The sequence below is a fragment of the Acinetobacter sp. 129952 genome, from assembly GCF_056642055.1.
The window spans coordinates 159,994-183,065 of record NZ_JBWVSU010000008.1 but is presented as its reverse complement, the minus strand read 5'-3'; the positions used below and the strand labels follow the sequence as shown (position 1 = coordinate 183,065).

General features: G+C 44.1%; 21 protein-coding genes. 13 read left to right on the top strand and 8 right to left on the bottom strand.

Annotated elements, in window-relative coordinates; genetic code table 11:
* Positions 1 to 136 precede the first annotated feature (136 nt).
* Positions 137 to 604, bottom strand: a complete 468-nt coding sequence (locus AC1IR0_RS10935) for a Holliday junction resolvase-like protein (protein WP_004281564.1) — start codon at positions 602 to 604, stop codon at positions 137 to 139.
* Between the two features lie 124 nt (positions 605 to 728).
* Between AC1IR0_RS10935 and AC1IR0_RS10930 the strand changes: the two genes are divergently transcribed.
* From AC1IR0_RS10930 to AC1IR0_RS10910, 5 genes are all read left to right on the top strand, one after another.
* Positions 729 to 1,373 (top strand): ParA family protein, encoded by a 645-nt coding sequence (locus tag AC1IR0_RS10930; protein ID WP_216986353.1) that lies wholly within the window; start codon positions 729 to 731, stop codon positions 1,371 to 1,373.
* Between the two features lie 128 nt (positions 1,374 to 1,501).
* Positions 1,502 to 2,632 (top strand): AI-2E family transporter, encoded by a 1,131-nt coding sequence (locus tag AC1IR0_RS10925; protein ID WP_409655215.1) that lies wholly within the window; start codon positions 1,502 to 1,504, stop codon positions 2,630 to 2,632.
* A gap of 122 nt (positions 2,633 to 2,754) precedes the next feature.
* Positions 2,755 to 3,297 carry a superoxide dismutase [Cu-Zn] SodC gene (sodC, locus tag AC1IR0_RS10920; protein WP_479741387.1) on the top strand — a complete coding sequence of 181 codons (543 nt, stop codon included), beginning with the start codon at positions 2,755 to 2,757 and terminating at the stop codon, positions 3,295 to 3,297.
* A 126-nt stretch (positions 3,298 to 3,423) separates the two neighbouring features.
* Positions 3,424 to 5,607 (top strand): YccS family putative transporter, encoded by a 2,184-nt coding sequence (gene yccS, locus AC1IR0_RS10915; protein ID WP_409665936.1) that lies wholly within the window; start codon positions 3,424 to 3,426, stop codon positions 5,605 to 5,607.
* Between the two features lie 120 nt (positions 5,608 to 5,727).
* Positions 5,728 to 6,024 (top strand): DUF3817 domain-containing protein, encoded by a 297-nt coding sequence (locus AC1IR0_RS10910; protein WP_004645001.1) that lies wholly within the window; start codon positions 5,728 to 5,730, stop codon positions 6,022 to 6,024.
* Between the two features lie 179 nt (positions 6,025 to 6,203).
* Here the strand turns inward: AC1IR0_RS10910 and craA are convergent, their stop codons facing one another.
* The 3 genes from craA to AC1IR0_RS10895 form a co-directional block, all read right to left on the bottom strand.
* Complete coding sequence (gene craA, locus AC1IR0_RS10905) at positions 6,204 to 7,433, bottom strand: chloramphenicol efflux MFS transporter CraA (RefSeq protein WP_409665934.1); 1,230 nt, start codon at positions 7,431 to 7,433, stop codon at positions 6,204 to 6,206.
* 192 nt (positions 7,434 to 7,625) lie between these two features.
* Entirely contained in the window at positions 7,626 to 8,003 is a 378-nt protein-coding gene (locus AC1IR0_RS10900; RefSeq protein WP_004281576.1) for a hypothetical protein, read from the bottom strand.
* Between the two features lie 141 nt (positions 8,004 to 8,144).
* Positions 8,145 to 9,554 carry an FAD-binding oxidoreductase gene (locus tag AC1IR0_RS10895; RefSeq protein WP_409665932.1) on the bottom strand — a complete coding sequence of 470 codons (1,410 nt, stop codon included), beginning with the start codon at positions 9,552 to 9,554 and terminating at the stop codon, positions 8,145 to 8,147.
* 354 nt (positions 9,555 to 9,908) lie between these two features.
* Between AC1IR0_RS10895 and serA the strand changes: the two genes are divergently transcribed.
* A complete protein-coding gene (gene serA, locus AC1IR0_RS10890) occupies positions 9,909 to 11,141 on the top strand; it encodes a phosphoglycerate dehydrogenase (protein ID WP_005108551.1) in 1,233 nt (410 codons plus the stop codon).
* 124 nt (positions 11,142 to 11,265) lie between these two features.
* Positions 11,266 to 12,132, top strand: coding sequence for an EamA family transporter (locus AC1IR0_RS10885; protein ID WP_409665930.1), 867 nt, complete (start codon positions 11,266 to 11,268; stop codon positions 12,130 to 12,132).
* Positions 12,133 to 12,185: 53 nt separating this feature from the next.
* On the opposite strand, the gene AC1IR0_RS10880 is transcribed toward AC1IR0_RS10885, so the two are convergent.
* On the bottom strand, positions 12,186 to 13,319 hold the full coding sequence (locus AC1IR0_RS10880) for a hypothetical protein (RefSeq protein ID WP_479741386.1): 1,134 nt from the start codon (positions 13,317 to 13,319) through the stop codon (positions 12,186 to 12,188).
* 364 nt (positions 13,320 to 13,683) lie between these two features.
* Here AC1IR0_RS10880 and AC1IR0_RS10875 point away from each other — a divergent pair, with 364 nt between their 5' ends.
* Entirely contained in the window at positions 13,684 to 14,562 is an 879-nt protein-coding gene (locus AC1IR0_RS10875; protein WP_409665926.1) for an EamA family transporter, read from the top strand.
* Positions 14,563 to 14,973: 411 nt separating this feature from the next.
* Here the strand turns inward: AC1IR0_RS10875 and AC1IR0_RS10870 are convergent, their stop codons facing one another.
* The 3 genes from AC1IR0_RS10870 to truB all read right to left on the bottom strand — a co-directional run bounded on the left by AC1IR0_RS10870 (position 14,974) and on the right by truB (position 17,257).
* Positions 14,974 to 15,441: a hemerythrin domain-containing protein gene (locus AC1IR0_RS10870; protein ID WP_253146358.1), complete on the bottom strand. Its 468-nt coding sequence runs from the start codon at positions 15,439 to 15,441 to the stop codon at positions 14,974 to 14,976.
* Positions 15,442 to 15,574: 133 nt separating this feature from the next.
* Positions 15,575 to 16,339 (bottom strand): sulfite exporter TauE/SafE family protein, encoded by a 765-nt coding sequence (locus tag AC1IR0_RS10865; RefSeq protein WP_005248297.1) that lies wholly within the window; start codon positions 16,337 to 16,339, stop codon positions 15,575 to 15,577.
* 12 nt (positions 16,340 to 16,351) lie between these two features.
* On the bottom strand, positions 16,352 to 17,257 hold the full coding sequence (gene truB, locus AC1IR0_RS10860; protein WP_180086831.1) for a tRNA pseudouridine(55) synthase TruB: 906 nt from the start codon (positions 17,255 to 17,257) through the stop codon (positions 16,352 to 16,354).
* Between the two features lie 170 nt (positions 17,258 to 17,427).
* On the opposite strand from truB, the gene AC1IR0_RS10855 reads away from it, so the two are divergent.
* From AC1IR0_RS10855 to AC1IR0_RS10835, 5 genes are all read left to right on the top strand, one after another.
* A complete protein-coding gene (locus AC1IR0_RS10855) occupies positions 17,428 to 18,456 on the top strand; it encodes a lipase secretion chaperone (RefSeq protein WP_409665923.1) in 1,029 nt (342 codons plus the stop codon).
* A gap of 389 nt (positions 18,457 to 18,845) precedes the next feature.
* Entirely contained in the window at positions 18,846 to 19,856 is a 1,011-nt protein-coding gene (locus tag AC1IR0_RS10850) for an esterase/lipase family protein (protein ID WP_247143140.1), read from the top strand.
* An 84-nt stretch (positions 19,857 to 19,940) separates the two neighbouring features.
* Entirely contained in the window at positions 19,941 to 20,912 is a 972-nt protein-coding gene (locus tag AC1IR0_RS10845; RefSeq protein WP_409665921.1) for an esterase/lipase family protein, read from the top strand.
* A 135-nt stretch (positions 20,913 to 21,047) separates the two neighbouring features.
* Positions 21,048 to 22,016 carry an esterase/lipase family protein gene (locus tag AC1IR0_RS10840; protein WP_409665919.1) on the top strand — a complete coding sequence of 323 codons (969 nt, stop codon included), beginning with the start codon at positions 21,048 to 21,050 and terminating at the stop codon, positions 22,014 to 22,016.
* Between the two features lie 69 nt (positions 22,017 to 22,085).
* Positions 22,086 to 23,066 carry an esterase/lipase family protein gene (locus AC1IR0_RS10835; RefSeq protein ID WP_409666812.1) on the top strand — a complete coding sequence of 327 codons (981 nt, stop codon included), beginning with the start codon at positions 22,086 to 22,088 and terminating at the stop codon, positions 23,064 to 23,066.
* Positions 23,067 to 23,072 lie beyond the last annotated feature (6 nt).

Here is a 23,072-nt window from a genome sequence, read left to right as displayed (position 1 = left end):
AGTGTTGATCTGTCAGCATGGTACGAGGCATAGCGAATAGTAAAATTGGGTTTGGCGATTTGATTTTACTACTTCGCTATTTTTTTAAACTAAAAGTGTCAACACACCCTAATTTTTATTCTTCACTGGATTTTGGTCAATCCTGAAAATCAATCCGAATGGTTTCAAAACGTACCCGCCCTTCCTGAATCGCTCGGGCAATGGCTTGCTGGCCTTTGGTCAGACGTGCTCCACCACTTTTAATGTCAATCAAAACCACTTCAATATCTTCAGCGTCGCCTTCGCCATCACGAAAATCGGTATAGCCATCAAAGACCACATAATCCACCGGATCGCCCAGAAACTTGGCATCACTCGGCAGATATTGAAATTCCGGCATGATCGGCGCGAGCTGTTCCGCCATTTTACCTTTGAGAACGGCACGGCTGGTATTCACGCTGCGTTTTTGCGCGGCAATGAGGGACTGCTGATGCTCCAGTTCCAGCTCGGCAATATACTGCTCATATTCGGCTTTGATCCGTCCATTACGCGTCTGACTTAAAATAATAGTGGTCAATACCACCCCGATACATGCGCCAATCAGCATGGCCATCCATATGGACATTCAATCTTCCTAATTTGCCTGATTTTTATAGCATCGCATTCGACTGAAGTTGAGGACTTCGGCCATTTGCATACTTGAAAAGAATGATATGCTAGGCCGGAACAGAATAAAATCACCTTGAGTCATGAAAACAATTTTAGTTGCGAATCAGAAAGGCGGTTGTGGCAAAACCATGACAGCCATTAGTTTAGCGTCAGCACTCGCACAAAAGGGTTATAAGGTGGCATTGGCCGATGCCGACAACCAGAAATCCACATTGCAATGGCTCAAGCATCGTCCGGCACAGGTGGCACAGATCCAAAGTCTGGACTGGCGCAACAGCAAGTCCATTGGTGATGCGCCGAAGCAGATCGAATACCTGATTATTGATGCACCAGGTGCTTTGACCGATGATCATGCCGAACAGCTGATCAGTGAAGCACATGCGATTATCATCCCGATCCAGCCTTCATTTTTTGATATTGATTCGACCCGCCGTTTTCTCAAACATTTGCAGGACATTAAACGCATCCGTAAGGGCAAGGTTGAAATTTTACTTTTGGCCAATCGCACCAAAGCAAATGCAGCCAGCAATCAGGACATACAGCAGTTTTTTGACAAGATCGACCAGCAGCCAGTGGCCTGGATTTCGGAACGTGCCCCTTATAGCCGACTGGCTATGGAAGGCCTTTCAGTCTTTGATAAACCTCAGAAAATCTACCGGGAACTGCAGGCTCAATGGCAACCGGTACTGAATGCCATTATTGATGATCCGAGTCAGTGGTTTTGAGTCAATCCTCTGAATCGTGGTATAGCTTTGGGAAAATAATCTCGCTACTTGGCTAGCTATCATTTTCGATCGCTTTTTTTTCAGTTAATATGCCTGAACACGACCTAAAAAATGAGTCATTAAATTCAGTGCAACAGTACGCGCCTACATTACAAAAAGTCTTATTATTTGGATTGTTCTTTATCCTGATTTTTTTGAGTTTTCATATACTCAAGTATTTCATCATTCCTGTAGTTTGGGCAGCCATTATTGCCTATATGACTTGGCCCTTGTATCAATCGGTGTTACGCCTATGCGGCAATCGACCGACATTAAGTGCAACCGTAATGATCTTGGCCGTGATTCTGGTCTTTGGTCTGCCGTTTATTTTCGCCATTTTCATGCTGCAGCACGAAGGTCGTAACCTGTATTTTGAATTGCAGCGACAGGTCTTTTCCGGTCACCTGAATGTCCCTGATTTTATTCGCGGGCTTCCGATTGTCGGCAAGGAAATTACCCGAACCTTAAATGAAATTAACACTGATCCGCAGAGTATTGCACTGTCGGTATCGACCTGGATTCAAGGCCATCTGAATTACGGCAAAGTGGTGTTGAATGAAGTTAGTAAAAACATCTTTAAATTATGTTTTGCGATACTTTCGCTGTTTTTCTTCTACCGTGATGGTCAGACCATTTTAAATCAGGTGCGTAAAGCCTTTGAAATGGTGGTCGGTCCACGTGTACATCATTATTTTTCCACCATTTCTGCGACTACACGTGCCGTAGTATATGGCGTCGGTTTGACCGCAATTGCACAATCCTTATTGGCTGGTCTGAGCTATTTTGTTGCAGGTGTGCCGAATCCGATGGTTTTAACCATTGTGACCTTTATTTTTGCCCTGATTCCCTTTGGCCCACCTCTCGCCTATAGTGCGGTGGCGCTATGGCTGTTTTCACAAGGACAAACCATTGAAGCCATTGGGGTCATGGTCTGGGGTGTCTGTATTGTCAGTACTGCCGATAACGTCATTCGTCCACTGGTGATTTCTGGCGCAACCCAGATTCCTTTCCTGCTGATCATGTTTGGAGTCTTGGGTGGTATTGCCAGCTTTGGTCTGGTCGGGGTGTTTATTGGCCCGGTGATTCTGGCTGTGCTGCTTGCAATCTGGCGTGAATGGTTACATGAAAGTAATCTGAATGAACCTTTAATGATGCCTAAAGCCACCATGGCACATGAGATTGATCCGGAAACACAAGACACACCGCCCAACGCACCTTAAAGCATAGATAGAATCGACTTAAACAAAACAAAACATTTAAGTACTGATTCTATATAGAGCTTCTGATCTTGCTCTGTTTAAATGAATCCACAAAACAGAATAAAGATCAGGATGCCAAAATCATGTCTTCATTGTTTAAAATTACGACACTTTGCGCGTTAAGCGCCGCACTTTTTACCGGTTGTGCATCAACCTCCCCATCAAATGAAGTGGTCAGAGCAGTGACTGTGAATGCTGTAAATGCTCAAAGTGTGGGCCAAGAGATTGGGACCGTATTACTCAGTGACAGCCCAGCCGGTCTGGTCATTCGTACCAACCTGAAACAACTTCCTGCGGGTGAACGCGGTTTCCATATTCATGAAAATGGTTCATGCGCGCCTGCCATGAAAGACGGCAAGATGGGTGCAGCACTGGCTGCAGGTAGCCATTACAATCCAAATCAGGCACCGCATCACGGTACACCAGTGACAGGTCACTTAGGTGATTTACCCGCATTGAAAGTCAATACAGATGGAACTGCACGTGTCACCCTGCTTGCGCCACGTCTGAAACTGGCTGATGTTCAGGGTCGTGCAATTATGGTTCATGCCGGTGGCGACAACTATTCAGACAACCCATTACCCTTGGGCGGCGGCGGTGAACGTATTGCCTGTGGTGTGATCTAAACACCTTCATGCCAATGACTCAATAGAAAAACGGGCACTATGCCCGTTTTTTATAGACATTTCCTTTATTTTGGCGTCTAAATTGCATTCAGAACTTTGCGTTTTTACTTCCCGGATCCTGTCCTTGTGAATGCTGCCCGACCTGCGACTGCTACTTTTGTTAAAATTATAAAACCTGTCCTGCTGCCCTTTCAGTCTAGTGCGCTGATGACTTATTGCCTGCAGATCCTGCTGGTGTTTTTAGGTACTACTTTCGGTCTGAAATTTCTGGGTTATGAGTTCTTGATCGTTCCAGTAACTTTAGGGGCAATTGCCACGGCACTGACTGATTTTGATGACCGGCTAAGCCTGCGTTTGCGCAACCTGTTACTGGTCATCATTCTGTTTTTTAGTGTCAGCAGCATTCTGGAATTTCTTGCTCCGCATAAATTCTGGTTTGCACTGTGGCTATCCCTGTCGAGTGCGCTGTTTATTCTAATGGGTGCCTTAGGCCAACGTTATGCTACAATTTCATTTGGCACCATTTTACTGTCAATCTATACCATGTTCGGCCTGGGCGAATATCAGCACTGGTATGAACAGCCACTTTATTTTGTCATTGGGGCGCTATGGTACGGCCTGACGTCTATTCTATTTTTTCTGCTGCGTCCTACTTTGCAGGTTCAGGAAAATCTCGCACAAAGCTTGCAGCACATGTCAGATTTACTGCTGAGTAAAGCCAAACTGTTTGATCCGGATCAGCATCCAAATGTTGAAAACCTGCTCTATGAGTTGTCACTTAAAAATACTTTAGTCATTCAGAGTTTTAACCGTAGCAAAGATTCGCTATTGACCCGACTCAAAGCTTCGCGTGCCAATCGTAATACCATTTACTGGCTGAATCTGTATTTTTTGATGCAGGATATTCATGAACAGGCCACCGCGAATTATCTGCATTATGAACAGATCGAACAGCATTTTAGCCGCACTGACCTGATTTTCCGGATTCAGAAAAATATTCGTCTGCAAGCCCTTGCCTGTCAGCATTTGGCAGAATGTGTACTGCGCAATGAGAAATTTTACCTGTCCACAGATGATGAACTGGCATTAAAACATTTACAGGAGTCGATGCAGGACTGGATTGCTCAACACCCACAAAATATTGAAGTTAAAAATTTACAGCTTATTCTGGCCAATCTGCTGAGTGTATATGAGCAGTTACAACACCTGCATGATCAACAGGCGCTGTATAAGCCACGCTATCAGCAGCATTTTGATGACCTGAGTCTGTTTGATGATGATATTCGCGATAGCACAGATCTCTGGCTGAAACTCAAACCGCACTTGAGTCCGCAATCGGCACTCTTTCGGCATGCGGTGCGGATTGCCATTGTGTTTCTAGTCGGCTATGCGATTTCATTATTGCCCTTTGCGAAAAATGGCTACTGGATTTTACTGACCAGCCTGTTTGTCTGTCAGATCAGTTATTTTGCCACCCAAAGCCGGCTCAAATTGCGGACGCTCGGAACATTATTGGGGGTCATGCTGGGCGTTCCCATTCTGTATTTTGTGCCAAGTGTCGAAGGTCAGTTATTGCTAACAGTAATTTTTGGTGTCGGTTTTTTCTATCTACGTTCCAAAAAATATGCCATGGCCACTCTCATGGCGACCTTGATGGTACTCCTGATTTTTAACCTGAAAGGTGCCGGTTATGCCATTATTTTACCGCGTATTATTGATACCCTTATAGGCTGTCTGATTGCCTGGATGGCAGTAAGCTGGATCTGGCCTGACTGGAATTTTCGCAATATTTCCAGCAATATTAAAAAATCATCGCTTGCTACACTGGACTATTTTACTGCAGTGGTCGAGCAATATCAAAACGGTAAAGATAACAGTATTGCTTACAGGACTGCACGGCGTCTGGCCCACAATGCACAGATTGATTTATCCAGCATGATTTCAAGCCTGAGTACCGAACCGAATCCAGATCCGCAACTGGTCAAAAGTGCCTTTCGCTATCTGGTTTATAGCCATAGCCAGCTCAGCTATATTGCAGCATTGGGGAGTCACCGTGAGCAGGTTACTGATGCACAAATTCTGGTTTTAATGCGCTGGTGTCAGCAAACCTTAACTGGGGTATTGCTGCAACAACAGCCTTTAGCTACCTACGACATCGATCATAAACTGGCAGAAATTCAACGCTTAAGTACCCAGGAAAACCAGTCAGCACATCTGCTTTTGGTACTGAAACAGATCAGTTTATTGCTGGAAACCTTAGCGGAATTACTAAAATTACGTCATGAATTACTAGGTGCCGAGATTAAATAACCAACTGCCTCACTTGGTTATAACTTATTAAAAATATTGAATATATTTTTATTATTAAGATTCAATATTCAGGTGATATTCGGTACACTCAAAACTAATTCGGTTAAATCAATATGTATTATGAACATCAAAACTTTGCGTCTGGTCGGTTTGCTTGAAGGGATTTCATTCCTGCTGCTGTTATTTATCGCGATGCCAGTGAAATATATGATGGATAATCCGATTTTAGTGAAATATGTCGGCATGGGTCATGGCGTACTGTTTGTGCTGTTTCTGGTGGTGTTATTCGCGGTATGTGAAAAACAGAAATGGTCTCTCAGCATGTTTGTGATGGGTTTAATCGCTTCGATTCTGCCTTTCGGTCCATTCCTGTTTGATATGAAACTAAAGAAGCTGGAACAGCCCGCTGAAGCTTAATTGTAGAATCCTAATATAATTAGATCAGTCAAAAGAAAATTCTCTCTCCCTTTGGGAGAGAGTTAGAGAGAGTGAACTTATTAAATACTTAACCTCACCCTAGCCCTCTCCTAAAAGGAGAGGGAAATTCAATACTGAACATATGATTTCAATAATTTATAATTTCCCTTAATAAGGAATCAAAATTCCCCACGCTCTTGTCTTTCCAGCATTAACTGTTTGAGTTGCATGCGTGGCAAAGTAAACCACAGTACAATCAAGATAAAAGATGCACTGCAATAAGCCCAAATGTCATAGGCCTCATACGCCATCCGTACTGCTTCAATCACCACAAAAAAGCTGAGCATCAGGATAATAGAAACCGTCGCGGCCACTGTGCCTTTGGACACTTCTGAAGACATCAGTGCAAAACGATATAATACCGAGAAACTTACGCCCTCACCTAGACTGATACAAGTAGTGCCGATAATCAGACAATGAATAAAATATTCTGGAATCAATAAGCCGAGCATTAACAAACCCGTACCAAACAGCATCAGTGGCAGCCCCAACAATACGGTTTTACCCAGCGGCATTTTATCAATAATTTTCAGCAGAATCAGATTACCTGCAATCAGACCGCCCAAGACCGGAAACTGCGCCAGACCATATTGCACACTACTGAATCCAAATTGCTCGACCAGAATCACTGGTGACAATGCAATCCATAACATCAAAGGCAGACTCACCAAAGGCAAGGCTACAGTCATAATCACAAAGCGCTTATTTTTTACAACCTGTTTAAAGTCATCCAGAATATAGCTGACCGGCTGTCTGGGAATACTGACTTTCAGATTTGGCATTTTGGCTTTTAGGCCGAACCAGCTCAGAAATGACAGAAATGCAATCCCGATAAAACCCCAATGCCAGGAGATATGATCAATCATAAAGGCACCCAGCACTGGTCCTAGCAAGGGTGCCAGCAAAGACACATTGGCCATCAGTGCCATGACTTTGATGGCATCACGTTCTTCAAAGCTTTCCTGAATGGCGGCATAACCAACGGCGGTAATAAAGGACAGGCCAAAGCCCTGTAAAAAGCGCAGGAATAAGAAACTTTCGATATTGGGTGTTAATAAAATAGCCAGACAGCTAATCGTGAAAAATGCCACACCACCCAGCAGTACCATTTTACGTCCAAGACGATCGGACAAAGGTCCCAGAATCGCTGCGACAAATGCCCCACCCAACAGGAAAAAGGACATTGACGATGGTGCCCATGAACTACTTACGCCAAAATCACGGGTAATCGCCAGCATGGCCGGCTGAATCAGGTCATTACATATATAGACTGAGAATTCAAACAGGACCAGTGCCAGCGGGAACATAAGTGTGGCACGGGTCAGTTTTTGGGTGTGGATATTTTGCATGGGAGTTTTTATTGTCAGTCTGCCCGTTTTAACAGACTGAACTTTGTCTAAAATAGAAAGAAATAATTTTAGCAGATGAGATATTCAAACGCTCTGAATAAATATAACTGATCGTAGAGATAATCTTCCAAATAAAAAAGCGCATCCTCTAGATACGCTTTTAACCAAAATCTGTCTAAAGATCAAACACTATTATGGACAGACTGCTTTCTGGAAAGTCTTGGTATTTGAACCTCGTGCACAACGATACAACTTCTCGGTATTTTCCAGCATCCAGCTGTTATCTTCCCGTTTAAAATAATAAATGGTCTGTACTGAACGTACCGAATCATCCATTAACCCAGTTTCAGTGACTTTGACCTGTCCAATTGTGGGCGACTCTACCTTGTCAAAGAACTGGCGCAACTCAACTGTTGCCAGTTCCTTACGCAAGTCCGGTCTTAATTGTAAAACCTGTTCCAAAGGCGTATCCGAAGATGACTGTACCTTTGCAATGACCTGTTGAGCAGTTGCACAGCCTGAACCCAATATACCAAAAGCGAGAGTTGCGACTGCCAATATCCGGAACATATTATTTAACCCTTTATCGTCATTCTTATTCCAACCTATCATGCCGAGCTTCTTAGTACAAAACCATTTAGACTCTGTAACTGTCTTTACACAGCAATAAAAAAGCGCACCTTTCGATGCGCTTTTTTCAATTCCGACCGATTAAAGATCGAAAAGTTTACCCGGATTCATGATGCCATTTGGATCAAACACTTTTTTCAGAGCTTTCATATATTCGATTTCTTCCGCAGAACGCGAATATTCAAGATATGGCTTCTTGGTCATGCCCACGCCATGTTCCGCAGAAATTGAACCGTCATATTTTTTCACGGTATCAAAGACATACTTATTCACTACCTGACATTTGGCAAAGAATTCGTCTTTGCTTAAGTTTTCAGGTTTCAGGATATTCAAATGCAGGTTACCGTCACCGATATGACCGAACCAGCAGATTTCAAAGTCTGGGTAATTCGTTGAAACAATCGCATCAATTTCTTTAATGAATGCAGGAACGTGCGTGATCAGAACTGAGATGTCATTTTTATATGGAATAAACGGCGCGATAGATTCAGAAATATCTTCACGTAAACGCCATAAACTTTCTACTTGATCAAGGCTTTGGCTCATTACGCCGTCCAGCACCCAACCTTGTTCCATGCAATGCTCGAAGATTTCCATCGCCTTGTCCATAATCGGTTCAAACAGCGCTTCAAACTCAAGCAACACATAGAAGGGACATTCAGTTTCAAATGGACGCTGTACATGACCATTGGCCAAGACTTTTTGCATCGCCAGTTCACCAAAGAACTCGAACGCGGTTAAATCAATTTTCGCCTGGAAGGCATGCAATAACGGCATGATCGCATCAAAGTCAGGTACACCCAGTACCATCACTTGCAGGTCTTGCGGTTGACGTTCAAGCTTGATTTCTGCTTCCGTCACCAGACCCAGCGTGCCTTCACCACCGATAAATAAATGCTGAAGCGCATAACCGGTTGCATTCTTGATCATGCCTTTGTTCAGGCGCAATACATCGCCCTTACCCGTCACAACCGTCAGGCCAAGCACCCAGTTACGGGTCATGCCGTATTTAATCACTTTAATGCCGCCAGCATTGGTCCCGATGTTACCGCCAATTTGCGATGAACCTGCCGAAGCAAAGTCAACTGGGTAATACATGCCCTGCTCTTCAGCATAGTTCTGTAACTGTTCAGTCACCACACCTGCCTGTACGCGCACCATACGATCTGCCGGGAAAAACTCCAGAATCTGGTTCATCTTGTCCATGCTGACCACGATCTCGCCATTGGCTGCGACTGCACCTGCAGAAAGACCGGTACGACCACCCGATGGAGTCACTGCAACGTTAAATTGGTTCGCCAATTTAACGATGTCTTGAACTTGCTCAGTGGATGATGGAAAAACGACGACTGACGGGTTTGGATCAAAGTGCTTCGTATGATCGCGACCCCAATTCTGGAGGCTGTCCGTATCGGTTTTAATACGGTTTTCACCCACAATTGCAGTCAATTGGGTCAATAACTCAGGGGTTAAAGCGACTGGAGCATTCATCGTTTACAGACCTAGCATGATTTAAACAAGAGAGACTTCGCTGGTTCATTTGCACATTTTTTACGCATAAAAACATGGATACAAATCAGGCGAAACATGATTATTAAAGCACCGGATCACGCTGCTTTAAAAGCATGGCGCAATATTATAAGCTATTTTTTAGCGTTTCCCTCGAAAAATGACAATTTTGATAATATACCTTTGAAAATGCAGATTTAAATCAAACACCATGATCATTATTATCAATATATCTTGCCAGAATAGCTGATGTGAGCGTCATCAAGGAAATGTATAAGTGCGCTTTTCCTGTGCTATTATACCGCGACTAAATTTGGCCTTTGTAGCGGAGCCGTAATGAGCCAACATCTATCTCTACCTAAAGATAAAATCCGTTTCTTGTTGTTAGAAGGCGTTCACCAGAATGCAATCGACACTCTAAATGCTGCTGGATATACCAACATCGATTATCGTAAAACTGCGCTTGAGGGTGAAGCGTTGAAAGAAGCGATCAAAGATGCTCACTTCATCGGTATTCGTTCCCGTACTCAATTGACTGAAGAAGTCTTTGAAGCTGCGAACAAACTGATTGCTGTCGGTTGTTTCTGTATTGGTACCAACCAGGTGAACCTGGACGCTGCAATGCGTCGCGGTATTCCAGTCTTTAACGCACCTTACTCAAATACGCGTTCAGTGGCTGAACTTGTACTTGCTGAAGCAATTCTTCTTCTACGTCGTGTACCTGAAAAATCAGCAGACACACACACAGGCGGCTGGAACAAATCTGCGGTTGGTTCGTTCGAAACACGTGGTAAAACTTTAGGTATCGTAGGTTACGGTTCAATTGGTTCACAACTTTCTGTACTTGCTGAAAGCATGGGTATGAAAGTGATCTACTTCGATACAGTGACTAAATTGCCTTTAGGTAATGCACGTCAAGTTGGTAGCTTGGGCGAACTGTTGGCAAATGCCGATGTGGTTTCCCTACACGTTCCTGATGTTCCGTCTACACGTAACTTCATGACCAAAGATCAGTTCGCGCAAATGAAAGAAGGTTCGATCTTCATCAATGCGGCACGTGGTACCTGTGTCGTGATCGAAGACCTGGCAGATGCGATCAAATCTGGTCACATTGCTGGTGCTGCGGTTGACGTATTCCCGAAAGAACCTAAAGCGAACGGTGAAGAATTTGTTTCTCCACTGCGTAACCTGCCAAACGTGATCCTGACTCCGCACGTGGGTGGTTCGACCATGGAAGCGCAAGCGAACATCGGTCTGGAAGTCGCTGAGAAATTTGTAGCTTATTCTGACAAAGGTATGACTTTATCTGCGGTGAATTTCCCAGAAATCGCATTGCCATTGACTGAAGGCAAACACCGTTTACTGCACATCCATCAAAATATTCCGGGCGTGTTGTCTAAAATCAACAACCTGTTTGCTGAACAAGGCATCAACATCTCTGGTCAGTCACTGATGACTAAAGGTGATGTCGGTTACCTGGTAATGGATGTCGATGCTGCTGCATCTCATGAAGCACTCGATATGCTTTCGAATGTTGAAGGTACAATCCGCGCACGCGTATTGTTCTAATTCAATATAGTAGAAAAACCACAGCTCTCGGGCTGTGGTTTTTTGTTTTTTAAGGTTTTTATTTTAAAACTTTTTCAGCTTATGCTGCTCTTCCGTTATTCGAGCAATCGAAACCTATTTAGTCATGCTGAATTTTAAAATTGCACCCATCGTGCAAGCGCCGCTGATTTTGCTGATCGCCATGATCAGTATGCAAAGCAGTGGTTCCTTTGCCAAATATCTGTTCGGTCAGTTTCCGATCCTGACTGTTTCCGCAATGCGTCTGCTTTTGGGCGCTGTGATTTTGGCACTGATTTTTAAAATTTGGCAAATCCATTTCAGACAGATCAAATGGCCGGCCATTATCAGTTATGGCCTTGCTCTGGCCGGCATGAACCTCTTGTTTTACCTATCGATTGATCGCCTACCGCTGGGAATTGCCGTCTCTTTTGAATTCATTGGCCCCTTAAGTGTTGCCCTGTTTTATGCACGGCAAAAATTCGACTTTGTCTGGGTCGGACTGGCGATTCTGGGCCTGGTTCTGCTATTTCCTTTTGATCAGGCTGCCCAGCCACTTGACCCGATCGGGATTGCATTTGCCTTGGGTGCCGGTGCCTGCTGGGCCTTATATATCGTTGCCGGCCAAAGACCTTCAGGCATTTCTGGCAATCATACTGTATGCTTGGGCATGTTTGTCGGTATGCTGGTTTTGATGCCGATTTCGCTCTTTGCAGGCATGCCGGCACATACTTTTGAACCGATGAGTTTGCTGTATTTTGTGGCTTTGGCAGTACTGGCCAGTGCCCTGCCTTTCACACTGGAAATGATTGCCCTGCGTAATTTAAGCGCACTGAGTTTCGGCACCTTGATGAGTTTGGAACCCGTTATTGCCGCACTCTCAGGCCTATTGTTTCTGGGTGAAACCTTGTTGTGGACACAGTGGCTGGCATTGGCCACGATTATCAGTGCTTCGGTAGGCTGTACGGTGACGACCCAAAGACAAAAATCTTGAGTAAAAATAAAGGCGCTAGAGCGCCTTTATTTAAGATCACTTATTTTCGAATTTTAACGTGGTGTTGCGTCTTTAATCGCAGTATTTAATGCAGTCGCTGCTGTCACATTATAGCCATCACATCCAGAGGCAAGCTGATCATAATTGTATTCTGTCCATTTGATCATTAAAGAAGTTACACCTTCTTGTTTATTCAAGTCATCCAAGGCAGCCTGTCTTGATTGAGCAATATAGTCGTCGTGATCAATATGTTCCCCATGTTCCGAGAAATCAACTGAATAAATTCCGCCTTGATATTCGATCGCACCGAAATATTTGTAATATTGCATAGCATCGTCTTTATATTCTGCCTTTTTATATTTCAAGTTAGCCATCGTGCCATCTAGAATCGTTTTTGCCATTTCTTGGACAGACGCTTGTGCCTGCCATTCAGCAAGTGTGCTAAAGCCAGTTTTTACTTCCGGATCAAATTCAATATATTCTTCTTCAGGATGTTCAGCCAGAAGACGGAAACATTTAGATCCATTCGGGAATTTGCGGGCCTTCTGCAAATCGACGAAACTGGTTGCAAACTCATTATAGTACTTACGCTCAGCTGTCGTATTATCACTGTTAAAGAACACTCTGGTCGCAGGATCATCATACATTTTCACCACAGCAATATTAGTACGTTCAGTTAATGCTTTACCAGACAGGTCATACCATGCTATGTGTCGATGATTGCTAATATTGTTCTCTGGTATCGTCACAGGACGACTCTTAAATTGAGTCGTCGTATTTTCTAATATTTTTTCCAGCTTATAGCCTAATGCTGTACGGGTGCGATCTGCAGGGAACACCCCTTTTGTTGTGACATAAGTTGAGAAGATCATATCTTCTTCAAGAGCGTATTCAGTATCAACAGCGCTGTTATCATCCGCATATAATATGCCGTCAGTAATTTTATTTTTATGACTGGCTAATAGAAGTTTTTGCGATTCCATCTCTAATCCATCAATATTCGGTAAGTTGAATTGATAGTTATAGAATTCAGAAATGGTATCTGATGCTCCATCACCCGGGGTTCCAGGATTGGTCGGTGCAGGTTGACTAGTGACTGGTTCATTATTATCAGAACTGTCGGAGCCACCACCACATGCTGCCAGCATGCAGCTCAAAATGGCGCAAGAGAGTATTCTTAATTTCATTATTATCTACCTTAATTATTTGATATTGTTATTTTAATTCTGTCCCGAAACAGGGGATCTAAGATGTTTTCATTGTTATTTTAAAACTAACCCGAATCACGAGGTCTAAGATATTTTAATAAATATAAAAACAAGATCAATTTAAAAATTGATTAATTTGTAACCGCAATTACATAGAAGATTAACTTTAAATTTAAAATCTTTAGATATTTGATCGGGCCAAAACTTAACTTGATTGAATCAAAATTTAAGTTCACCTCGGGAAAATATTTCCTTGCCCTACTCATTAAAAATTAACCAGTTTGCTATAATTTCATTTCCCCCTATTTCTCATTTTCACCCGCTCTGGGTAGAAGCTGCTTCCATGCCAAACGCCCAACTCCTTGCCGTATTGTTCATGGTCTTATCCATGACCTCCTACCAGATCAGTGCATCTTTTGCCAAACAGCTGTTTAGTGTGCTGGATCCGGTCACTGTGACCATTTTAAGGCTGTGCTTTGCAGCAATTATTGTTGGGGTAATGTTCCGTTCCTGGAAAATTATTTCCCGTTTGCCTTTTTTGAAATGGCGGGATTTGCTCTGCTATAGCGCTGCTTTAGGGGTCATGAATATTTTATTCTATCTGTCTCTGGGAAGATTACCGCAGGGAATTGCAGTCGGTCTGGAGTTTATTGGTCCTTTAGGTCTGGCCCTGCTTTCGATCAAACATCGTAGTGACTATATTTGGGTATTAATGGCCATTTTAGGCATCGCACTGATGGTGCCATGGGGACAGGCTAATAGCAGTAATTTCGACCTGGTGGGCGCCGCCTGTGCTTTAGGTGCGGGGTTATGTTGGGCACTGTATATTTTCTTCGGGCAACGCGTGGTTCAGCAGAATATCGGCATGCATGCACTGACCATTGCCATCAGTATCTCGGCTTTGTGTCTGCTACCTATCGGTCTCTACAACAACACGCCCGCATTGATTGATACGCAACATTGGGGCAAGGCAATTAGCATTGCTGTACTGGCAACAGCCATTCCTTATGCTCTGGATTTAAAGGCACTTCAGCATTTGAATAAAACCAGCTATGGTACCCTGTCCAGCCTGTCTCCGGCTTTGGCTGCACTGGCCGGTTTTGTACTATTAGGCGAAAAAATTACGCTTCTTCAGACCGTGGCACTGATCTGTATCATGCTGGCATCAGTCGGCGTGACTGTACGTGCCGCCCGTCAAGGATCGGGAGAAAAGAATACCTAAAAGGCTTATTGGAATTTGAACAACTAAATATATCTCATCATTAATCTCTTCACTTTATCCCTTTGATATAACTAAAAAAAATAGATGAATGGATAAAAATTCCATATCTCCAGATAAAAAGATGATCAGATGCCCTAGTTGCAATAAAGAGATTTTTGATACGCGAGTGTGGCAAGGATGCCACATGTTACCCATCACGACAGGATGTCGTGTATGGGTAACAAAAGACTTTTGCCTACTTTGGGTCTTTCCAAAGTAGGGAGATTGCCTACACAAAAGCATTTAAATTTTTAAGAAATGAGGCTGTACAATCATCTTCTTAAGCTAAACATGCATAACGATTAACTCAAACATCTAATTTGAGTTATAAGTTATGGAAAAGTAGCTAATCAAATGTCATCTTTTCGATGTTTAGTTTTGTACCAGCATATCTTTTTTCATGTCTTTATAACGCTGGTATTCATTCTTGTACTGCACTGCTAAAGCGGTCTTCTGCTCTTCACCCAGAATTTTACCGGCCTGCTGGAAGAAACCATGTTCCTCTTCTTTTAAGTGATGATGCACCTTTTCGGAAAGTTTTTTGGCCATGGCAATCCAGCCCGGATTACTCAATTCAGTTGCAGTTAATTCCTCGATCATTTCGTCCATTTCATGATGTTCGGCCAAGGCATGGCGGGTAATATTCAGGCCCGAATCGGTCATCATCAAGGGAATATAAAAATAACGGTCTTCCGCAGCTTCATGGGCAAACAATTCATTTTTCAGTTGCTTGAACAGCTCGCGGCGTTCTGGTGTATCCCCGGAAGTCTGTAATAGTTTTTCTGCAAGATCACGCTGAATCTCATGACTCTCTCTTAATGCTTCAAAAATAGTCGTCATTCCGATATTTCTCCGATTGTTTTATTTTTCATATCATTGATTCTAGAAGATTTTCAGAACAGGTTCAGACGCAGTTTATACAGTGATTTGTTAAGAAATTTTAATATCGAGAATGATTTACATCGGGTTTAGATCAAAAAAACATCTGGTATGCCATCCGGCAAATTAGCAGACTGACCAGAATCAGGAATAAAATCCGGATAAAGCCACTGCCATATTTAAATGCCAAACGCACCCCGACCAAGGAACCACAAATATTGGCTACCGCCATCATTGTCCCGACCATAAACAGCACATTGCCACTGGGAATAAAAAAGCTTAATGCGGCCAGGTTGGTGGTGAAATTGGCAATTTTCGATAAGGCCGATGCATGCAGGAAATCGACGCTTAAATAGCGAATAAAAAAGAAAATAAAGAAACTACCGGTGCCCGGACCAAAGATACCATCATAAAAGCCTATCGCCAGACTGCCCAAAGCGGCCAGAATCAGCATTTTCCGATTCAGTTTTTGTTCGGTATGCACTTGGCCAAACTGTTTTTTCATTAAGGTATAGATTGCGATCACGATCAACATGACCAGCACAAAAGGCTTAAGGATCTCGACTGGAATTAGCGTAACGCTGGCTGCACCAATAAAAGAACTGACAAAACTGCACAGTGCAATCACGCCCAAGAGCAACCAGGGCAGTTTTACCTGACGCAGGTAGGAAAATGCCGCAGAAGCGGTGCCACAAATGGACGCGAGTTTATTGGTGCCAAAGACCGTAGCAGGCTGTAAATGCGGTAAACTCCCCATAATTGCTGGGATCTGGATCAGACCACCACCGCCCACGGCAGCATCAATCGCCCCTGCAAAAAATGCAAAGACAACCAGACTGATGATGATCTCAATTTCCATATATTGACTCGACTAGAGGTTCAGGACGCGTTTGGGTACCAGACGTTTTTTATCAGTAATTTCTGCCAGCCCCAGACATTTATCGCCATCAAAAACCAGCACCTGTTCAGCTGCTTCATGTTCGATATTGCTTTCCATGCCGCGGCTAAAATATTCTGCACGACCTTCGGGTACCTGCACTTTTGGAAAATGATCAACCGGTGCATAGGCTGGCAACAACAGTGCATCACGCTCTGCTTCGCTCAGGCTCTCCAGATATTCAATGGTATAACTCGGAATCAAATCAAAATGGCCGGTTTTGATGCGGTGCAGATAAGTCAGATGGCCATAAGTTCCCAGCGCTTTGGCAATATCTTCCCCCAAAACCCGGATATAAGTGCCTTTAGAACAGGTAATATCCAGCGTGATACTGTTCTCCGTAAAGGACAAAAACTCAATCGCTAAAATCGTAATTGGACGCGCTTCACGTTCAATCTCGATACCTTTGCGCGCCAGTTCGTATAAAGGACGGCCTTCTTTTTTCAAGGCAGAATACATCGGCGGCACTTGCTGGATATCCCCGATAAACTGTGCCAATGTGTCCTGAATCAAGGCTTCCGAGAGTTCAGGAACCGCTTTTTCCAGAAGCACCTCACCTTCGACATCGCCCGTGGTGGTACTATGCCCCAAAAATACGGTCGTCTGATAACGCTTGACCGAATCTAATAAATAATGCGAAAACTTGGTCGCCTCCCCCAAACACACGGGCAATAAACCGGATGCCAGCGGATCCAGCGCACCGGTATGGCCGGCTTTTTGTGCACGGTACAACCAGCGGACTCTTTGCAATGCGGCATTAGAGCTGATACCCAAAGGCTTATTAAGCAGGAAGACACCACTAAGATGACGACGCTGAATTTTAGGAGATGATGCTTTCATGGCAAAAAATCAGACATTTTATAAATTGGCGCCATGGTAAAACCCTGCGAGATGATTTACAACTTTTCTATAGTCTCTAATGATTTTTATGGCATATTGAGCCGGCTTTAATATCTAAAAGCTTGAACATCTAAAAATAATGAAACAACGAGAAAATAGGTGCATAGGATATGCAGAAATATAAAATATGGATCATTCTGGCGTTGCTGGTGCTGTGCATTCTCACGCTGATCTTATGGCTGTCTCCAAAAGAAAATAACCAGGCGGATACCGGGACAAAAACACCTTTTACTGAAACTCAGGCAGAGCAAACCGCACTCTTGGTCAATGGCCCTGCCAATGCAGCCTTCCCCAGTGCCAGCCAGCAAGATACCGAAATTAATTGTCAGATGCAGTTAGATGCCAGCAACCGTCTGATCGTGAATGAACAGACCCGCAACTGTTTTGAATATTTTATTACTCAGTTTGGCGAAAAAAATCTGCAGCAGATCCAGCAGGATTTTAAAGCCTATATTCGCCAGAATCATAAAGAACCAGCACTCTCGCAAATTCTGGATTTATGGGATCGTTATATCCAGTATCGTCAGGGTTTGGGCCAGCTCACTGCACCGACTGGGCTGAATCAGGAAGATCCTGCCTATTATCGTAGCATCTATAACAGTACCCAGAATTTGCGCCAGCAGTACTTTTCCAAGTATGAAATTGAAGGCTTGTTTGGCACAGAAGATGCCTATCATGAATATACCCTGGACCGGATGAGCGTATTGGCAGACAAAAGCTTGACTGAGACTGAAAAAGCCCAAAAGCTCAAAGCACTGTTTCAACAGCTCCCACAGGACTGGCAGGAAAATCTGGAACAACTGAATAAACTGGAAGATCTGCGCAAACTAACCGCTAATATTAAGGCTCGTGGCGGTTCCAGCGATGAAATCCGGCAGATGCGGATTAATCTAGTCGGCCCTGAAGCCACACAGCGTCTGGAACAACTGGATGTACAACGCAGCGACTGGAAAAACCGGGTGACGGGCTATTTAGATGAACGGGATCAGATTACCCAGTCCGGCATGTCAGATACCGCCAAACAGCAAGCCATTGCCCAGCTTCGCAGTAAACATTTTAATACACCGCAAGAACAACTCCGGGTAGAAACCTTTGAACAGGTTCATGATCAGGGAGCCAAGCTGCCCTTTGCTGACTAAGCCCAAAAGCCATCACCTGTTGATGGCTTTTTTATAAATGCCCTTTTGCTAACTTTATATTTTTTCTCAAAATGATCTTTTATAGTTGTTTCAAAATATTTCGTATTTACACAAAATAACTTAGACAAATTTTAATTATTTCAAAGACTTTTTATTTAAATACATGTGTAGATAAAACATATATTTACAATGTAAACCCCTCCCGTCCTGCATGTCCCCAAATGACATGGTTTAAACGCTTTGAAATGAAAAAATACCCCTTTTAAAAAGAAAATTTGCTTAGCCACTGAAAGCCGGACCTGTATTTTCATCGTCTGATTTTGTGGTTTGCAACACTCTACAAAAAGCAATGATTGCTTGAATAACGATAAAATTAAAAAGGGACAGCTATGCATACTTTCAGCAAGATAGCCCAGTTACTGACTGTGGCTTTAGCGACAACTCTGGGATTCAGTTTTTCTGCACATACTCAGGCTGCAGCGAGTGCAACACAAGTCATCGAAAAGACCCGGTCTGACTATGCCAAGACCAAATATCCGATCTTGATGGTGCATGGCTGGCTAGGCTGGTCACGCATTGGCACCGATAGTATCGGGCTGGATTACTGGTATCAGATTCTGCCAGATATGGCACGTAATGGCTCTACCGTCTTTGCGGCACAATTGTCTCTGGCAAATACAACGGCGCATCGCGGTGAACAACTGGTTCAACAGGTTGAAGAGGTTCTGGCAATTACCGGCAAGCAAAAACTGAATTTGATTGGTCACTCTCATGGCGGACCGACAGTACTGTATGTCGCAGCGACCCAGCCGCAGTATATTTCGTCTATCACTGGCGTTGCAGGAACCTACCATGGCTCCAAAGTGGCAGATGATATTCAAAATAATCGCCTGACCCGTACTGCCTTTAACATTTTAGGTGATTATATTATTGGTCCATTGATTGCACTGGGCCAGTTTAAACCTGAACTGGAAATTGATTTTGATGCTTCCATGAAATCCCTGACCCAGACCGGCTCAAATACTTTTAATGCCACAGTGGCGCAGCAGGTGGTCAAAGATGGTGTATTGGCATCCACAGAAAACTGCAATAAAAATTTAAAGCAGAAAGATAGTAAAGGCATCCATTATTATTCATGGACGGGTGTGGCTCAAGCCACCAATGCACTGGATATTGACACGATCCTGATGCAGCTCGGCCCTTTATCTTATGGCAGTAAAGACAATGACGGCATGGTGTCACGTTGTAGTGCGTTCATGGGCAAGGTGATTCATGACCAGTACAAACTCAATCATACTGACCTGGCCAACATGATGTTTGGTCTGAAGGGGATGTTTGCACCCGATCCGGTCGCCCTCTATCGCCAGCATGCCAACCGGCTCAAATTAGAAGGTTTATAACCCCAGAGTGCCTATATTTCAGCTGAGATATAGGCTTTTTTCTGATTATTTTTTATTTGACCTATCCGTGATCGGGAAGCTGCAATGAAAAAAATAATATCTTACTTAAGCTTTTTGCTACTGGTTTCCCTAGTAACTGGTCCTGTGCAAGCCGCGGCATTACAGCAATATAAAAGCAATTTTGTCCTCTCAAGTTATGCCAGGACAAAATATCCGATGGTCTTTGTTCATGGTTTTGGTCTGGGTTTTAACCGGATTGGAACGGAGAGCATCGGTCTGGATTACTGGTATCAGATTCCCCAAGACCTGAGCCGGCATGGTGCACGGGTATTTTCTGCCGAATTGTCTGCTGTTGCGTCCAATGAACTCCGCGGTGAACAGCTCTTGATGCAAATTGATGAAGTACTGGCATTAACTGGTCAGAAGAAAGTCAATCTGATTGGGCATAGCCAAGGTGGCCCAACGATTCAATATATCGAGGGCGTTGCGCCACATAAAGCTGCCTCCTTAACCGCTATTGCGGGCGCTATGCAAGGCACACCAGTTTTTGTCAATGCCAGCCAGACACTCCTCCTTGCACCCTTTATCCATGCCATCGGTACAATTCTGGGACATAGCATGAATCTGGTTACAGCTAACCAGTATCCGGTCAGTATGATCGAAGCACTGGAAGCTATGAACCCAGAGGCGATTCAGGCTTTCAATATGAAATATGGCTCCTCTGCCATTCCCAAAGACTGTCAGTCTCAGGGCAGCAAACTCACGCCAAATCGAATTTACCACTATTCCTGGATGGGCAACCGGCAGGCAACTAATTCCTTGGATGTAATTGAGTCTACAGTCGTGACTTTAGGTAGCAGTTTCTTGAAAGGAGAAGCCAATGATGGTGCTCTGCCGCTGTGTAGCGGACGTTATGGCCAAATCATTCGTCAGGATTATGCCCACAATCATTTTGATGAAGTAAACCAGTTTTTTGGTATTTTGGGCCCTTTCGCGCAGGATCCGATTGCACTTTACCGCCAACATGCCAACCGGCTCAATCTACAAGGCTTATAAATCACTCATCTTTATGAATAAGATCATCTCTATTAATTAAAAAAACTTAGGAAACTGAGTCCCTGCTGCAGAGGGGGACTTTAGACAACCGGATGAGGATCATCCCGTTAAAACAACAAAAGTGAGGAAAATATAATGAAATTCGGAGCATTCATCACCGGCCTGCTGCTGGCGGGTACATGCCTCAGCACTCAGGCATCCACCCAAGCCAGTCAGGTCACAGCAAAAGCCAGTTCACAATATGCCAAGACCCAATATCCAATGGTCTTCGCACATGGTATGGCAGGCTTTATCCGGGTCGGTACCGACCAGTTTGGACTGGATTACTGGTATCAGATTTTACCGGATCTGGCGCGTAATGGCGGTAATGTCTGGGCAACACGTGTCTCGCCTTTTAACTCATCGGAAATTCGGGGTGAGCAACTTTTAGAGCAGGTAAATGAAATTCTGGCCATTACCGGTGCAAAGAAAGTCAATCTGATCGGTCATTCCCATGGCGGCCCGACCATTCGTTATGTCGCAGGTGCAGGGAATGGAATAGTCGCTTCCCTGACTTCTGTCGGTGCTCCGCATAAGGGCTCCCCGGTTGGAGACCTGATCCTGCAAGCAGAAGGTACACCGATACAAGGGCCTTTAGTCGGTGGTATCAACCTGGTGTCTAAGGCCATCACCTGGGCACAAGGGTTGGATCCGAACAGTTTCCCGCATGATTCTCTGGCCGGTGGTCGCAGCCTGACCCTGGCAGGATCCGCTCAATTCAACCAGAAATATCCGCTCGGTATGCCAACCACCGCCTGCGGTGAAGGTAAGGAAAAAGACGGTGATATTCGTCATTATTCATTTACCGGTATAGGTCAAGTCACCAATCCGCTCGATCCTGATTCAGCCTTGACAGTTACAGCTCTACTCATTGATGGCGGCAAGGAAAATGATGGTCTGGTCTCCCGCTGTAGTGCCAAATTCGGTAAAACCATTCGGGATAACTACAACTGGAACCATCTGGATGAAGTGAACCAGTTACTCGGGTTAAAAAATATCTTTGCTCCAGACCCAGTCGATGTTTATCGCCAGCATGCCAACCGCTTAAAACTGCAAGGCTTGTAATTCAATCTCATCCCTGTCATCACAATGTGCAGGGATTTTTTAATTTTTAAACCGCCAAAATGGAACTTTATGAAAATTAGAACGCATTTTATAACCTTATGCTGTATGTTATTTACGGGCCAATATGTGCAGGCTTCCAATTTGCAGCAAGCAGAATCCAGATTTGTTGTGTCGAATTATGCCAAAACACGCTACCCGATTGTATTTGCACATGGCATGGTCGGCTTTAATCGCATTGGTTTTGATGCCTTAGGCATGGACTATTGGTATCAAATTCTGCCTGATTTAGCCCGTAATGGTTCAACTGCCTTTGCCACCCGCATCTCACCTTTCAATTCTAGCGAAATCAGAGGTGAACAATATGTGGAGCAACTGAAAGAAGTCATGGCGATCACCGGCGCAAAAAAATTGAATTTAATTGGTCATAGTCATGGTGCACATAGCGTGCGTTATGCAGCCGGGGTGATGCCGCAACATGTAGCCTCAGTGATGACTGTGGGCGGCGCCAACCAAGGGACGATTGTCGCCTCTGATGTTATGCGACTTGCTAATCAAACCGGTACATCTGAATTGCTTAATACCCTGATCAGCAGTTTTGGCAACGTCATCATGTGGGCACAAGGCTTAGACGGTCAAGCTTTCCCACACAACGCCCTTGCAGCAGGACACAGCACCTCAATTGAAGGCACAGCCGAATTTAACCAGCGCTTTAAACTCGGGCTTTCGCTGAGCCCATGTGGTGAAGGCAAATATACAGACCAAGGCATTGCACTGTATTCAATGACCGGCAATCAACCCGTGACTAATCTCCTAGATGTCAGTGATGCCGCCATGAAAGCCTTGGATCTACTTTCTGCGAGTAAGGCTGGCGCGAATGATGGAATCGTCTCGGTATGTAGTGCCAAATTTGGTAAAACGATTCGTGATGATTATCCATGGAATCATCTGGATGAAATCAACTTGTTGTTTGGCATTAAAGGTACCTTTGCGCCTGATCCAGTTGCTGCCTATCGTCAGCATGCCAACCGTTTAAAACTGCAAGGTTTATGATTTATT